The organism is Qipengyuania sp. NPDC077563 (assembly GCF_044901345.1).
GTDB lineage: Bacteria > Pseudomonadota > Alphaproteobacteria > Sphingomonadales > Sphingomonadaceae > Qipengyuania > Qipengyuania aestuarii.
In genome coordinates this window covers 592,273-606,398 of record NZ_JBJDPC010000002.1, presented here as the reverse complement: position 1 = coordinate 606,398, position 14,126 = coordinate 592,273, and the positions used below count along the sequence as shown (strand labels likewise).

Below are 14,126 nucleotides of genomic sequence, written 5' to 3'. Positions count from 1 at the left end.
AATCGAGCAATATTCTCTTCGCGGACCGGGCACCTCCAGTCCGCTGCCGAAGAGCAGGCACCCCGACGCCAAAGCACGTCTGCATGGATGCGTCCATACCGGGCCGCTGCATGATAGCGCCCCGGCCTGATCCTCGTAAGGAAATGCTCGCTGCCATTGCCGCCCGCGCGGCGGCCAGTGACCGGATGGGTGGTGACCTCTCCCACGATGTCGCGGCGCTCCACGATGCTGGGTGGCTTGCCTCCTGCCTCCCGCTTGAGCACGGCGGACAGGGCTGGGGTTGCGCGCCGGAAGGGATGGCGGGGGCATTCGAAGCCTTGCGTGATCTTGGACGGGCCAATCTCTCGGTCGCGCGGTTGTTCGAAGGCCATATGAACGCGGTAAAGCTGGTGGCGCTTTATGGCCGGGAGGACACGCAGCAGCGTCTCGCGCACAGTGTTCATGCAGGCGAGCTGCTCGGCGTATGGGGTGCGGACGATCCAGCCAGCCCGCTGACACTCTCGAACCAACCCGCAGGCATTGTACTGGGGGGCGCCAAACGCTTCGCATCGGGCCTCGGCCTCGTTCGCCACGCGGTGGTGGCGATCAATGGAGAGCAGGGCGTCTTGCTGGCACTCGCCCCGGCCAACGATCCTTCGCGCTGCGATCCTTCCGGCTGGAACGTCTCGGGGATGCGCGCCACGCGATCTGGGCGTTACGATTTTACCGGGAGCGAACTTGCAGACGATGCCGTGCTCGGCGAACTGGGGGATTATTCCCGCGAGCCGCATTTCGAGGGCGGGATCTGGCGCTATTGCGCTGCACATTGTGGCGGTGCCGAGGCGCTGTTCGCGCATTTCCGCGAAGCCTTGCAGGAGCGCGGCAGGATCGAGGATCCTCACCAGTTCGACCGTATCGCGACTGGCGCTATCGCGCTCGAAACCATGCGGCTGTGGCTGTGGCGAGCAGCAAGAGCGGTAGAGACGCGCGATGCGAAGCCCAACACCGCCACCCTCTCGCTACTGGCGCGGCAGGTGACCGAGGACAATTGCCGCACTGTGCTGGCGCTGGTCGAGCGCGGGCTGGGGATGGCAGCGCACGAGGAAGGCACCGCGATCGAACGGATCCGCCGCGATCTGGGGCTGTTCCTGTGCCAAACGCAGCCTGATGCCAAGCGTCAGCGCGCCGCGCGGGCTCTGGCCGGGCGCGGGTTGCGGGCAGAAGATCTGTGAGCGTTCCTGTCATCGCGCAAGGCAGCGTGCTTCGCGCTGCGGAAGGCGCGGCCGCGATCCAACTGGACGAACTGTCGCCGCCCGGCGGGCTGCTGCTGGTGATGCCGCATCCCGACGACGAGACGCTTGGTTGCGGTCAGGCTCTGGCCGCAGCGGCCGATGCGGGGCGAACGATCGGGGTGGTGCTGGTGACCAATGGCGAGGGTTCGCACCCCGGCTGCGATCGCGCCAAGCTGGTTGCAATGCGCCGCGCCGAGCTGGAGGAAGCGCTATCGAGCCTCGCCCCGCGGCGTCCGGCCGCGGTTCATGCGCTTGGACTGCTCGACAGGCAAAGTCGCCAGGGCGATCTCACCGACGCGGGCCAAGAGGCGCTGTTCGCCTTTGCAAACATCATCGATCCGCAGGCGATCTGGACCACCTCCTATCTCGATCCGCATTGCGATCACATCACCGCGCATGCGATCGCGCGCGATCTGGCACAGCATTACCGGGCACCGCTGTGGAGCGCGCCGATCTGGGGGCGCTTTGGCGAACGACGGCTGCCCGAGACCGAGCTTCGCCTGTTTGAAGCGCCTTCGCTGGCAGAGCGCAAGCGGTTTGCGCTTTCGGCCTACCGGTCGCAATTCACCGACCTCATCGACGACCCGGAGGCCTTTATGATGCCCGCACCGCTGCTGGCGCATTTCGCCGCGCATCCGGAGATATTCCACCGTGACTGAGGCACCCAGCGAGCGGCAGGCACGCTTCGACCAGTTGTTCGCCGAAAACCCCGACCCCTGGGACATCGACACCAGCGACTATGAACGCAGCAAGCGGGAGGCTGTGCTCGCCGCACTGGCCAAGCGGCGCTTTGCACGCATGTTGGAAGTGGGATGCGCGGGAGGGGCGCTGACCGAACGCCTGGCGGAACTTGCCAGTTCGATAGTGGCACTGGATGTCTCGACAAAGGCGATCGATTTGGCGGCCAGGAGGCTACCTCGGTGCGACAGTGTCGAGTTCGTTGTCGCCGAAGTGCCCGATTATTGGCCAGCGGGGCAGTTCGACGCGGTGATCCTGTCAGAAGTTCTCTATTTTCTCAGCGTCGGGGAAATTCGCCAGGTCTCGCAGCTTGCCCATGAAAGCTTGACCGGGAACGGGCTGTGTCTGCTGGTCAACTGGATCGGCCAAAACGATTTAACGGTCGATGGTGACACAGCGGTCAAACTGTTTCTCGACACCGCGCCCTGGCAGGTGGCCAAAGCGCGGCGCGAGGAGTTCTACCGGCTCGATCTGCTCGAGCGGACGCCCGGCGACTAGTTCGCCGCAGGCATGTCCATACCCGGCTTGAGCACCACCTTGGTCCAGCTGTCTTGCTCGGTGCGGAAACATTCGTAGCCGCGGGCTGCATCCTCGAGCGGGAGGCGATGCGAGATCAGGAAGGTGGTGTCGAGCGTGCCGTCTTCGATCTTCTCGAGCAGATCATTGGTGTAGCGCTGAACATGGGTCTGGCCGCTGCGGATCTGGAGACCTTTCTCCATCAGCGCACCCAGCGGGAATTTATCGGTCATCCCGCCATAGACGCCGGGTATGGAAACGCGCCCACCGGGCCGGACCGCAAGGATCGCCTGCTTCAGCGCACTGGCGCGATCGGCACCCATGCCGACCTTCTGCTTCACAACATCAACCAAGTTGTCGACCGCGAAGCCGTGGGTTTCCATCCCGACAGCATCGATCACCGCGTCGACACCAATCCCGCCCGACATTTCGATCAGCGCTTCGCGGACGTTCGTCTTGCGGAAATCGATCACCTCAGCACCAAGCTGTTTGGCCAGCGCGAGGCGGTTGGGATAATGGTCGATGGCGATCACCTTGCTTGCGCCCATCACGATCGCGGACTGGATCGCGAACAGGCCGACGGGCCCACAGCCCCAGACCGCGACGGTATCGTCGGGCTGGATTTCGGCGTTTTCCGCCGCCATCCACCCGGTGGGTAGGATGTCGGAAAGGAACAGCACCTTGTCATCGTCAAGATGGTCGGGCACCACGATCGGGCCGACATCGGAATAGGGCACGCGGACATATTCCGCCTGACCGCCCCAGTAGCCGCCGGTCATGTGCGAATATCCGAACAGCGCCGCCATGGAGTGACCGTAGAGCTTGGCCGACATATCCTGCTTTTCTGCCGGATTGGAATTTTCGCAGGCCGAGAACTGCTGGATCTGGCAATGGAAGCAGCCGCCGCAGCTGATGGTGAAGGGCACCACGACGCGCTGGCCTTTCTTGAGCGTGCTGTCGCTGCCGGTTTCGACCACGCGGCCCATGAATTCATGGCCCAGCACGTCGCCGGGAAGTACGCCGGGAATAACCCCGTCGTAAAGGTGGAGGTCGCTGCCGCAGATCGCGGTGGAGGTAACCTCGATGATCGCATCACGCGAATTGATGATTTCGGGATCGTCGACGGTGTCGACCCGGACGTCGTGCGTCCCGTGCCAAGTGAGGGCTCTCATATTTCCTTCTCCTGCTGCTTGGCAGCGCGGGTGTTTTCCTTGCGGTGGGCGGAGGTGGCGATCTCGCCGGTCTCCATTAGCCCCTTAAAGCGCTTGAGATCGTGGCGCGCCTGCACCTCCGGCTCGCGCTGGAACAGCTTTGCAATGGTACGGCCGAGGTTTCCGGCGGGCGGATTGTAGGACATCACCAGCGAAACGCGGGTTCCGCGATCGCCCGGTGCGTCAGCGAATTCAACGCTGCCGCGCGTCTCGATGTCCGAGCCTTCGACCGAGCGCCAGGCGATGCGTTTGCCTTCGACATCCTCGCAGACCTCAGTCTTGATCTCGACCGTCTGTCCGGCGGGAGCCTTGATCACCCAAATGCGGTGGTCGCCCTCTTTCCGGATCGTCTCGACATTCTCCATGAACCTTGGAAGATTGCCGAAATCGCGCCAGAAGGCATAGAGTTCGGCGCGCGGCTTGCGGATCGTAACCGTGCGCCCGAGCACCGCATTGTCGCTATCGGGGCTTTTGCGGGTGTAGAAGGGGGCATCGTCATCGCCCCCCTTGCGCCGCTGCGACAGGAAGGCGCCGAAGGCCAGCCCCCCGATCGCAAGGCCGAGGCCGGCAACGGTGCCAGCCAGGCCGAGTTGCTTGTCATTGGTCATGGTCTGTCCTCAATCCTTCTTTACCTCTTCGCGATCCCAGAAGCGCAGCTTTGCGCAGCGACTGATGAAATCCTTGGCGGCATCGGGCTTGGCCAGTTCGACGAAGCCGTCGTCCATCCGCTTTGCCACACCGGCGCCTTCGAGCAGCGCCATTGTCTCGGGGACGTAGGCAATGAACTTGGCGTGGGCGAAGGCGTCGTTGACGAAGTCGATGCTGGGCTTGTCCTTGCCGAAATTCTCGGCGGCCTTCTCACCCATCACTAGCGCCACGGCGTCGTAAACCACCGAGGGGCCGCCATCAATCTTCTGGTCGGCTTCCATCATCTCGCCGTCGGAGAGTTTCGCACCTGCCACATGCGGGGCGATGATCTCGACCATTGCACCCGCGCCCTTGGCCGCGTCCTTCAACGCTTTCACCACTGCGGCATCACCGCCTTCGGCGATATAAATGCCCAGCTTGCGGCCCTTGAAACTGTCCGGTCCGTTCTTGAGGATGGACAGCGCCGGGCTTTCGGGCAGATCGTCGATCGGCTTGCGCGCGGCGGTGATCTTTTCAGGCATTTCGGTCAGACCGATGCCGTCGGCAACCACCTTGGCAAGGCCATCGTCGATGTGGCGCAGATGGCTTACCATCCGCTTGCGAATGTCCGTCCGCTCGACCTTGGAAAGCTCGAACACCAGCGCATTGCCCATATGGGTCTGCTCGATCGCGGTCTGCGAGATGTAGAACTGGCGCGCCTGGCTGTAGTGATCGGCAAAGGTCTCGCTGCGCACCCGAACCTTGGGCCCGGTAACCGGCGCTTCGTAGCTGGTGAAGCCATGCTCGGCACTGGAGCGGGGGCCACGCGGTTCGCGGTTGTCGGCCATATCGCCCGACCAGCTGTTAGGTTCGTAATTCGCCCGCCCCTTGGGGTTGGTCATAGCCATGTGGCCATCCTGCTGGAAATTGTGGACCGGACACTTGGGCGCGTTGATGGGGATATGCGTGAAGTTCGGGCCACCCAGCCGCTTCAGCTGCGTGTCGAGATAGGAGAAATTGCGGCCCTGGAGCAGCGGATCCTCACTGAAGTCCATCCCGGGCACGATGTTCTGTGTGCAGAAGGCGACCTGCTCGGTTTCCGCAAAGAAATTGTCGACATTGGCATCGAGCGTGAGCGTGCCGATGATTTCAACCGGAACCTGTTCCTCGGGAATGATCTTGGTCGCGTCGAGCACGTCGAATTCGAAACTCTCGGCGAATTCCTCATCGAACACCTGAATGCCCAGATCCCACTGCGGGAAGTCGCCCGCCTCGATCGAATCCCACATATCGCGGCGATGGAAATCTGGGTCCATACCGTTGATCTTCAGCGCCTCGTTCCAGATTACTGATTGCAGACCCTGCTTAGGCTTCCAGTGGAACTTGACGAATTTCGCCTCGCCCTTCGCATTGATCAGGCGGAAGGTATGTACCCCAAAACCCTCCATGAAACGGAAGCTGCGCGGAATGGTGCGATCGGACATGATCCACATCACCATGTGCATGCTTTCCGGGCTCAGGCTGATGAAATCCCAGAAGTTGTCATGTGCGGTCTGTGCCTGGGGGAAGCCGCGATCCGGCGCGGGCTTGGCCGCGTGGATCAGGTCCGGGAACTTGATCGCATCCTGGATGAAAAACACCGGGATGTTGTTGCCGACCAGATCCCAATTGCCTTCCTTCGTATAGAACTTCGTCGCGAAGCCGCGGACGTCGCGCGCCAGATCGGGTGAGCCCTTGTTCCCGGCCACGGTAGAGAAACGGGTGAAGGTAGGGGTCTTCTCACCGACATTATTGAAGATCGCGGCGTGTGAATATTCGGGAATTGCCTTCTTCAGCTCGAAAGTGCCGTGAATGCCATAGCCGCGAGCGTGGACGACGCGCTCGGGAATGCGTTCATGATCGAAGTGAAAGATCTTCTCGCGGGCGACATGGTCTTCCAGGAGTTGCGGACCGCGCGGACCGGCGCTGAGCCAGTTCTGGTTATCGGCAACCGGCGCGCCCTGCGCGGTGGTCAGGATATCATCTTCACCCTTGGGTTCTTGATGGGGGGCACCGCCCTTGGTCAGGTTAAGTTCGTCCGACATGCGCATTCTCCGATCTGGTTGGAATTCGTAAAGCCAACGAAGAACGCGGGATTCGGTTGCGAATATGAAGAATAATTAAGGATCTAAACCATTGTTAATGGATCGTGATGTGCTCCCCTGAAATGTGACCGGTATTTGGTAGAGTCCAACGCAAGGGAGTCGGGCGACAATGAAGCGAAGCAGGTTCAGCGAAGAGCAGGTCACCGCGGTATTGAAGGAGCAGGAGGCTGGGATGCCGACGGCGGAAGTGTGTCGCCGTCACGGGATCAGCTCGGCCACGTTCTACAAGTGGAAGTCGATGTTCGGCGGGCTTGAAGTTGGCGTTCACTGAAAAGGGCGGACCCGGCTGGATCGCTGCTGCACCACTGGTCGCCATTCTCTTCACCCTGCTGGTCGCCTTCGCCTATCTCACGAGTGGTACGGAGGTTGCGGCAATGCTGTTCGCCTCCGTGACGCTGGTGGGGGCGGGCCATGCCGCATCTCGATCACCAACAACCATTACGCCAGTTCCATCCGATCGACCGGTGGCGGGTGCGCCAGCTTCATATCCAAATTCGCCGCCGTTGCGGCACCGATCTACGGAGCGCAGTTCCTCACCGGCTTCGACGGCGCGCTGGATGGGTATCTGTTCACCGCCGGATGCTCTGGGCGTTGCGCTGTGCATTATGGCGCTCTCGTAGTTCGCACGCGGCCTGCAGCCTTGAAGAACGCCGCTAAGCATGGGTGGCTGAAGAGATTGTCCGCTTTCGGGTCGAATAGAAGTCGAGTTGAATGTCCGAAATTGGGGCGCAAATCGGTCACTTAAGAGAAAAAGGATGTGACCTCCCCTGCCCCAACTCGGCCGCTTCTATTCGAATCCTCCGGCAGGACTCGAACTCAAAAATGAAATTGGGACCTTTGCGAGGAATCTCGTCGGGCAATGCTCTCTACAAGCCATTGCACATGCGAGAAAAGCCGCTCCTCAGCTCGATCTCGCGGCTGGGGGTATCGCCCAGTCGGAAATACCCCCACAATACCCCCACAAAGGTCCCGGCTTCAAGCGAACACATACGGACGCATACGGCTCCAAGCGGACCGGCGTGGTAGCACATCTGCTATTAAGATCAGAGATTTGGGTCGAAAATCCGGACGCATACGGACACAAGCGAACCCATGCGGACACTATTTCCTGGTAGCGGAGGAGGAACATATAGTGAACATCTACCCGCTTGTTTCTGCTCGCTTATTTCAACGAACGTCGAGAAAATACCCCCATCGGTACCCCCAAAAGCTGAGCTTTGCGCCAAGTCGTTGCAATATCGCGATTGGTGGAATTAGCGCGCGCCGAATGCCTTCTTTGCTGCGCCTCAAACAACAGAGACCAAGGGGTTTGCAGCCTGACTGCCTTCTTGAAATAACCCAGCGAAACAGACCTACGGCCGACCGCCAGAAGGCGATCCGAGCAGATCGGACTATTTTGGTTTTGCGCGAGATCGACGTGGTTTGGGGAACCGATTGGCGAGAAGTATGAATCCCGAACACGCGATGAGCGTCCCACCGATGCCAAACAAAAGCAGCCACCAGCTGTTGATCCGGTCGCGCTGCGTCCAGTCCATGATGTGGAGCCCCCAGACGAAATCGAAGAAGCGCCACGTGTCGCTCCGCGCCGCAAGCACCGCGCCGGTGGATGCGTCGATGTAGGGGCGTGTGCCATCGGCGAAGTGCACCTGCCAGGCAGGGAATGGCCCGGCGAATTCGGTGCCGACCGGCGCTTCGATGGACTTCGAGGATTTGATCGTGGTGTCGGGCCCCGTCCAAGCAGCCAAAGCGATTTGCTCCGCGGTATCGCGTTGGAGCGGCGACAATTTCCGTCCGGTCACTGCGTCGTGCAGCGTGGCGCTGCCATTGACGCGCTTCAACTCGACCACCGGCTTGCCGTTGACGGTCTTCGTGGTTGCTGAAACGAGGTCGCCGGCATTCGTTGCCCAAGCGGGTAGCGGTGCGTCAGTACCCAGGGGTAAAGGCTCGCGCGAGATCACGTGCTCGGAGCGGGCGTGCTCGATTTCCAGGAACGACATGATCGTCCCGGTTGCCATCCACAGGAGGGCTTGCACGCCGACGAAGACTGCGAGCCACTTGTGGACCTTGCTACCGAAAATGTGCAGCCGCAGCTTACGCGAACGCTGGATTGTCATTGCAAAATGCGCCGCCTGTTTAGTTCGGCCGCGGCGCGCGAGACGAGGAATGGTACTGGACTATTTTCCAAGCGCCATCCTCGTGAGTCAGCACGGACGTCGCAACCCCATCGCGCTCGATTACACGGCCATCCGTAAGGGCGATCCGGTAGCGGTAGGTTTCATGGCCAAACGCCACATGACCGACCATCCGGACGTTCACTGTTGGATTGGTGAATGTGAACTCGGTGATCTCGCCGAGTTCCGGGCCGAGGTGGTGCTCCATGTACTGCGCGAACGTGCCCTCGTCCTTGCCGTTTTCGAACACCAGCGAGTCCGCAGCAAACAGCCTATGCATGGCAGCCTCGTCGCGGGCAACCAATGCGTTGCGGTAGGCAACAAGCACAGCCTCCGCCTGCTGCGTGAGCGCGTCGGGCGCCGCAGTTTGGGTGCCATGGGCCGAATGATCGGCGTGATCGGTGTGATCGGCATGCTGAGCCTGTGCCGCAGGGACGAACGCACCGAGTGCCGCTGCAGCCGCAGCCGCGAAACCTATAAACCTCATAATTTACCCCTCAGAACCAGAACCGGACGCCTACGACGTAGTTGGTCACGCTCGGATCTTCGCCCGCAAGGCGGGCATAGTCAGCGCTTTGGCCCACCTTCCATTCCTGTTCAACGCCGACATAGGGTGCGAATTCGCGGGCGAATTCGTAGCGCAGCCGCAGTCCCAGTTCGACCGAATCGAGACCGGCTCCGACACCCAGTTCGGGAATGTCCTGCGCTGCCAGGTACACCTCGGCGCGCGGTTGCAAGATGAGGCGCTGGGTGATGCGCTGGTCCAGTTCGGCTTCGACACGCGCCGTCAGATCGCCCTTGGTCGACAGGAATGCTGCCGCGTCGACCTCGAACATATAGGGCGCAAGACCCTGCACGCCGAGGACGGCGTGGGTGCGTTCGGGACCGGTCAGGTCCTGCCGCACGCCGGCCTGCAAGTCCCACCATGGGCCAATCGCATGGCTCCACAGTCCCTGGATTTCGGCGGACTCGAGCTTCTCGCCGAAGGCGCCTTCGCCCTCGCTCTTGAACCAGAACTTGTCGAGATCGCCGCCGTAGTAGCCCTGCACGTCCCAAAGATAGGCATCGCTATCTTCTCGCGCGCGGTATTCGGCGCGGTCGCCTTGGAACCAGAAGACCTTCATCCCGCCGTTCTCGGCTCGCAAAGCATCGCGCGAGGCGCGCATCGCTTCCGCGCCCCAGATTGCATCGGCGGCGCGAGGCGGTCCCGATCCAGCCGCAGCGGGGGGCGGTGCTTGCGGGATGGGAGCCATGTCCATCGTGCCATGGTCCATTGCGCCAGGGTCCATGGGTCCTTGGTCCATCGCTCCGTGGTCCATCGCCTGATGGTCCATCGGCGCTTGGCCGGACGATTGCGTCCCTTCATGGTCCATAGCCGCGTGGTCCATGCTTCCCATGTTGGAATGGTCCATCCCCGGCATCTGGCTATGATCCATCGCCGAGTCGTCCACGCCTTCCATCTTGGAATGATCCATGGTCGAGTGGTGCATGCTCTGCATCTGGCCATGGTCCATCTGCGAATGGTCCGTTTGAGAATGGTCCATGCCGGTATGGCCGTCGGCGTGACCGGACTGCGCAGGTGCGGCCGGATGCGCTTTGGTTGCACACGCCCCCTCAGACACCGGATGGCCCATGGCGCGATGTCGTGAAGCTTCCTTTTCGCATTCGGTCTGGGTAGTTGTTTGCGCGGCGGGCATTGCGTGGCCCGAATGGTCCTGCGCAAAAGCTGGGGTGGCGGTGCTCGCAAGGAGCATGACGAAGAGCAAACGCATCAGTCTTCTCCCACCCGCTTCACGTTGGGCTGGTTGCCCCGCGGCGCAACGGTCACGATCTGGAACATGCCAGAGTGCATGTGATAGAGCAGGTGGCAGTGGAAGGCCCAGTCGCCCTCTTCGTCGGCGGTAAGGTCGAAGGTAGCGCTGCCACCGGGTTGCACGATAACGGTATGCTTCTGCGGCTGGCGATCGGCAGGTGCACCGTTGACCAGTTCGAAGAAGTGCCCGTGCAAATGGATCGGGTGCGCCATCATCGTGTCATTGACGAGCTTCACCCGGACACGCTCATTGTAGGCGAAGCGGATGGGATCGTCGCTCACTGCACTGAACTTTTTCCCGTCGAACGACCACATGTAGCGCTCCATGTTGCCCGTCAGATGGATTTCCATCTGACGCGATGGGCGGCGCAAATCGTCATTTGATTCGAGCGCAACGAGATCCCTGTAATTGAGGACCTTGTGGGGTACGTTGTCCAAGCCAAGACCCGGATCGCCCATGCGATCGACAGGGTTCATCGACACCATGTCGATACCGGGGCCGATCTTTACGTCGGAAGGCAGCTTGGAGGTGTCACGCATGTTCATGCCGCTCATGTCCATCCCGCCCATCGTCTCGGCAGCGCCTCCTTGCGATGGCATGTCATGGCCCATGGCCGAATGGTCCATCCCGGCCATGTCACCACCGCCATGATCCATGCCGCCCGACCCGTTGTTCATGCCCATGTCCGCCATCGTCAGCAGCGGGGGGTCGCGTAGGGGCGGTACACTTGCCCGCGCACCGGGGCGGGATGCCAAAGTGGCCACAGCCATGCCTGACCGGTCCATGCTCTCGGCGATGATCGTCCTGGCTTCGCCAGTCGGCTCGACAACGATGTCGTAAGTCTCTGCCGTGCCTATCTGGAATTCTTCAACTTCGACCGGGCGCACGTTCTGGCCATCGGCGCCGACCACCCAGAACTTAACCCCGGGAATACGAACATTGAAGAACGTCATGGCGCTGCCGTTGATTATGCGCAGCCGCACCCGTTCGCCGGGGTTGAAGAGATACTCCAACCCTTCTTCCGGTCCCCGCCCGTTGGCGAGATAGGTGTAGGTCGAACCCGTTACGTCCAGAATGTCGGTCGCCATCATGCGAATACGCGCCCACATCCTGCGGTCCTCGCCCGACAGGGGATAGTCGTCGGTCCAGGTATTCTGCTGGTAATTGAAGTAGCCTTCGCCCTTCTTGAGCTTGTCCATGATGGTATGTGGATGGAGAGGGGTGAATTCGCTCAGCAACAGGACGTAATCGCGGTCGGCCTGGACCGGATCGGTTGCGGCGGGTTCGACCACGATCGGGCCGTAGTGCCCCGCCTGCTCCTGCAGCCCCGAGTGACTGTGCCACCAGTAGGTGCCGCTCTGTCGCAGCGCGGGAATGTCATAAACGAATGTCTCACCCGGCTTGATCCCCGGGAAGCTGACGCCGGGAACGCCGTCGAACTGGAAAGGCAGCAGCAACCCGTGCCAGTGGATCGAGCTGTCTTCATCGAGCGTGTTCGTGACCGCGAGCCGAACCGGCTGACCTTCCTTGAGGCGAACCAGCGGACCCGGCACGCTGCCGTTGACGGCGATCGCGTGTCCGCGACGCCCCTGCACGACGCGAGGCCCTTCGCCGATTGTCAGAGCGATGTCGCGGCCCGACACCTCGTCGAAACCGGGGCGGATAGATTCATTACCGTGCAGATCGGCACCGCGGGCCCAGGCAGGCAGGGCCAATGCACCTGCGCCCAGCGCTCCAGCCCCTAACAGTCGTCGACGTGAAACCAGCAATTCGGACATGGGTCTTGCAACTCCTTTGGCCCTTGTCATATATACCCCCCAGGAGTATTGCAAGATACCCCGCGGGGTATTGCGGCAGATGGAGTGCAAAACGTGTCAGCAACCGATGGTTCCCGCATCGTCAATCGTCTTCGCAGGATCGAAGGACAGGTGCGCGGCGTCGCGCAGATGATCGAGAACGATCGCTACTGTATCGACGTCCTTAATCAGGTGCAGGCAATAAAGGCCGCACTGGGTCGGGCCGAGAGCGAGATACTCAAGCGCCATGCTGCGTGCTGTGTGGCTGACGCGATTGCCAGCGGTGACGCTGACGAGCAGAAACAGAAGTTCAGCGAGCTGGTCGACCTGTTCGAGAAGGCAAAGCGGTGACTTCCGTTCTCCGCTTTTTCGCCAGCCTGGCCCTCTTCCTCTCGGCAACGGTTGCGTTCGCGCACGGTGACGAAAAGCACGGCGGCGAAGAGGCGCGTCCAGCGGCAAGCGAGGTCGCCCATGCTCAGCCCGGGCACGATATGGAGGCAACGGGAAGCGCTGCGATTTCGAATGAAGCCGTGGAAGGTCACGATGACGAGCAGGCTCAGAGCGAAGGTATCATCGGCGTTCTCAAGAGCCTGCATCCGGCAACGGTCCACTTTCCGATAGCGCTCTTCTTGATGGCCGCGCTTACCGAGCTGTTCGTTATGTCCCACCGTACACCCGAACGTGAAGCGGCCGTAAGGATCATGATCTTTGGCGGCGCTGCGGGAGGTGTCCTCGCCGCCCTCTTCGGGTGGATACACACTGGCCTGTGGTCCGGCGGCGATTTCGTCATGCAAGTCCACCGCTGGAACGGCATGCTGATTGCTGTCCTGGGCATTGCAGCAGCCTGGATTGCTTACCGCGCTTCAGGTTCGCGCGCTGCTCTGCGCGCATTGCTTTTTCCGATTGCCGCATTGCTCATTGTTCAAGGCTTCATGGGTGGAGAGCTCGCTCACGGACTCAATCATCTTAAGCTCTAAAGGAACCTCTCATGCGTCCCGTTACCCTCGCATTCGCTGGAAAGTTGCTTGTTGTGCCTTCCTGCCTGTTGACGCTTGCAGCATGCGGTGACCCCGAAATGCCGGTCGATGATGGAGCGCCGGCGGCTGAGACGACGATCGCTTCTCCCGCTGCGACCAAGCCCGAAGTTACGGCCACGCCCGCAACGGATGAGCCGATTGCCGTTCCTACCCAGGCTCCTTCGCCCAGTTCATCGCCCACTGCTTCGGCTCGCAAGGCCAGCCCTGCCCCTGTGGCGACACCTGCACCTGCCCCGACCGCAACGGCCGCTGCGGATCCGCATGCCGGGCACGACATGTCGAACATGTCGGAAGAGGACATGAAAACCATGGGACACGACTGATGAACTCGAATGGAAACAAGACCCGCCGCCCCTTTCTGCCCGTGCTCGGCACTGCACTTCTCGTAGCATGCACAGGCGCAGCTCAGGCTGCGAACTTCACCATGTACCGCGATCCCAGTTGCGGATGCTGCGAAGCCTGGGCAGCGCATATGCGCCACGGTGAAAAGCACGAGGTCGAGACGGTCGATCACCCCGACATGGCGTCGGTAAAGACTGAGCACGGCGTGCCAGATGACTTGCGTTCGTGCCATACGATGATCGCGGACGGCTATGTGATAGAAGGACATGTGCCTTCAACTGACGTCGAGCGCCTGCTCGCTGAAAGGCCCGAATGGGTCCAGGGTCTGGCGGTCGCAGGTATGCCGCTCGGCTCGCCAGGTATGGAAGCCGGGGGACGGACCCAGCCCTATCAGGTCATCGCTTTCGGCAATGGCCGCCGTGAGATTTTCGCGTCCTATCCCTGATCTCGATCACACAC

15 protein-coding genes and 1 pseudogene are annotated in these 14,126 nt (G+C 61.4%); 9 read left to right on the top strand and 7 right to left on the bottom strand.

The genetic code is table 11. From position 1 onward, the window contains the following. The first annotated feature begins 143 nt into the window (after positions 1 to 143). From ACI2I1_RS08915 to ACI2I1_RS08905, 3 genes are read left to right on the top strand one after another with little or no spacing between them, the layout of a single operon-like run. Positions 144 to 1,211 (top strand): acyl-CoA dehydrogenase family protein, encoded by a 1,068-nt coding sequence (locus tag ACI2I1_RS08915; protein WP_404678820.1) that lies wholly within the window; start codon positions 144 to 146, stop codon positions 1,209 to 1,211. Beyond that, positions 1,208 to 1,930 (top strand): PIG-L deacetylase family protein, encoded by a 723-nt coding sequence (locus ACI2I1_RS08910; RefSeq protein WP_404678819.1) that lies wholly within the window; start codon positions 1,208 to 1,210, stop codon positions 1,928 to 1,930. Before ACI2I1_RS08915 ends, ACI2I1_RS08910 begins: the two co-directional genes overlap by 4 nt. After that, the gene (locus ACI2I1_RS08905) at positions 1,923 to 2,507 is read left to right on the top strand and encodes a class I SAM-dependent DNA methyltransferase (RefSeq protein WP_404678818.1); all 585 of its coding nucleotides are present in this window, start codon (positions 1,923 to 1,925) and stop codon (positions 2,505 to 2,507) included. The genes ACI2I1_RS08910 and ACI2I1_RS08905 overlap by 8 nt, the downstream gene beginning before the upstream one ends. On the opposite strand, the gene ACI2I1_RS08900 is transcribed toward ACI2I1_RS08905, so the two are convergent. From ACI2I1_RS08900 to ACI2I1_RS08890, 3 genes are read right to left on the bottom strand one after another with little or no spacing between them, the layout of a single operon-like run. After that, complete coding sequence (locus tag ACI2I1_RS08900; protein WP_404678817.1) at positions 2,504 to 3,697, bottom strand: zinc-dependent alcohol dehydrogenase; 1,194 nt, start codon at positions 3,695 to 3,697, stop codon at positions 2,504 to 2,506. The genes ACI2I1_RS08905 and ACI2I1_RS08900 overlap by 4 nt on opposite strands. Then, entirely contained in the window at positions 3,694 to 4,344 is a 651-nt protein-coding gene (locus ACI2I1_RS08895) for an SRPBCC family protein (protein ID WP_404678816.1), read from the bottom strand. Before ACI2I1_RS08895 ends, ACI2I1_RS08900 begins: the two co-directional genes overlap by 4 nt. Positions 4,345 to 4,353: 9 nt before the next feature. Continuing rightward, positions 4,354 to 6,447, bottom strand: a complete 2,094-nt coding sequence (locus ACI2I1_RS08890) for a catalase (protein ID WP_404678815.1) — start codon at positions 6,445 to 6,447, stop codon at positions 4,354 to 4,356. Between the two features lie 169 nt (positions 6,448 to 6,616). On the opposite strand from ACI2I1_RS08890, the pseudogene ACI2I1_RS08885 reads away from it, so the two are divergent. Beyond that, a pseudogene (locus tag ACI2I1_RS08885) lies at positions 6,617 to 6,766 on the top strand (transposase); the annotation flags it as partial. Then, positions 6,765 to 7,127 (top strand): hypothetical protein, encoded by a 363-nt coding sequence (locus ACI2I1_RS08880; RefSeq protein ID WP_404678814.1) that lies wholly within the window; start codon positions 6,765 to 6,767, stop codon positions 7,125 to 7,127. The pseudogene ACI2I1_RS08885 and the gene ACI2I1_RS08880, both read left to right, overlap by 2 nt. A gap of 771 nt (positions 7,128 to 7,898) precedes the next feature. Here ACI2I1_RS08880 and ACI2I1_RS08875 read toward each other — a convergent pair. From ACI2I1_RS08875 to ACI2I1_RS08860, 4 genes are read right to left on the bottom strand one after another with little or no spacing between them, the layout of a single operon-like run. After that, on the bottom strand, positions 7,899 to 8,621 hold the full coding sequence (locus ACI2I1_RS08875) for a PepSY domain-containing protein (protein ID WP_404678813.1): 723 nt from the start codon (positions 8,619 to 8,621) through the stop codon (positions 7,899 to 7,901). Positions 8,622 to 8,640: 19 nt separating this feature from the next. Next, positions 8,641 to 9,165, bottom strand: a complete 525-nt coding sequence (locus tag ACI2I1_RS08870) for a YybH family protein (protein WP_404678812.1) — start codon at positions 9,163 to 9,165, stop codon at positions 8,641 to 8,643. Between the two features lie 10 nt (positions 9,166 to 9,175). Beyond that, entirely contained in the window at positions 9,176 to 10,450 is a 1,275-nt protein-coding gene (locus ACI2I1_RS08865) for a copper resistance protein B (protein WP_404678811.1), read from the bottom strand. Continuing rightward, positions 10,450 to 12,270, bottom strand: a complete 1,821-nt coding sequence (locus tag ACI2I1_RS08860; protein ID WP_404678810.1) for a copper resistance system multicopper oxidase — start codon at positions 12,268 to 12,270, stop codon at positions 10,450 to 10,452. The genes ACI2I1_RS08865 and ACI2I1_RS08860 overlap by 1 nt, the downstream gene beginning before the upstream one ends. Before the next feature lie 93 nt (positions 12,271 to 12,363). Between ACI2I1_RS08860 and ACI2I1_RS08855 the strand changes: the two genes are divergently transcribed. Genes ACI2I1_RS08855 through ACI2I1_RS08840 form a run of 4 tightly spaced genes read left to right on the top strand, consistent with a single transcriptional unit; the run spans position 12,364 to position 14,112 of the window. Next, positions 12,364 to 12,639, top strand: a complete 276-nt coding sequence (locus tag ACI2I1_RS08855) for a metal-sensitive transcriptional regulator (protein ID WP_221538598.1) — start codon at positions 12,364 to 12,366, stop codon at positions 12,637 to 12,639. Continuing rightward, a complete protein-coding gene (locus ACI2I1_RS08850; RefSeq protein ID WP_404678809.1) occupies positions 12,636 to 13,265 on the top strand; it encodes a DUF2231 domain-containing protein in 630 nt (209 codons plus the stop codon). Before ACI2I1_RS08855 ends, ACI2I1_RS08850 begins: the two co-directional genes overlap by 4 nt. 11 nt (positions 13,266 to 13,276) lie before the next feature. Next, positions 13,277 to 13,648, top strand: a complete 372-nt coding sequence (locus ACI2I1_RS08845; protein ID WP_221538600.1) for a hypothetical protein — start codon at positions 13,277 to 13,279, stop codon at positions 13,646 to 13,648. Then, entirely contained in the window at positions 13,648 to 14,112 is a 465-nt protein-coding gene (locus ACI2I1_RS08840; protein ID WP_221538602.1) for a DUF411 domain-containing protein, read from the top strand. Before ACI2I1_RS08845 ends, ACI2I1_RS08840 begins: the two co-directional genes overlap by 1 nt. Positions 14,113 to 14,126: the final 14 nt, after the last annotated feature.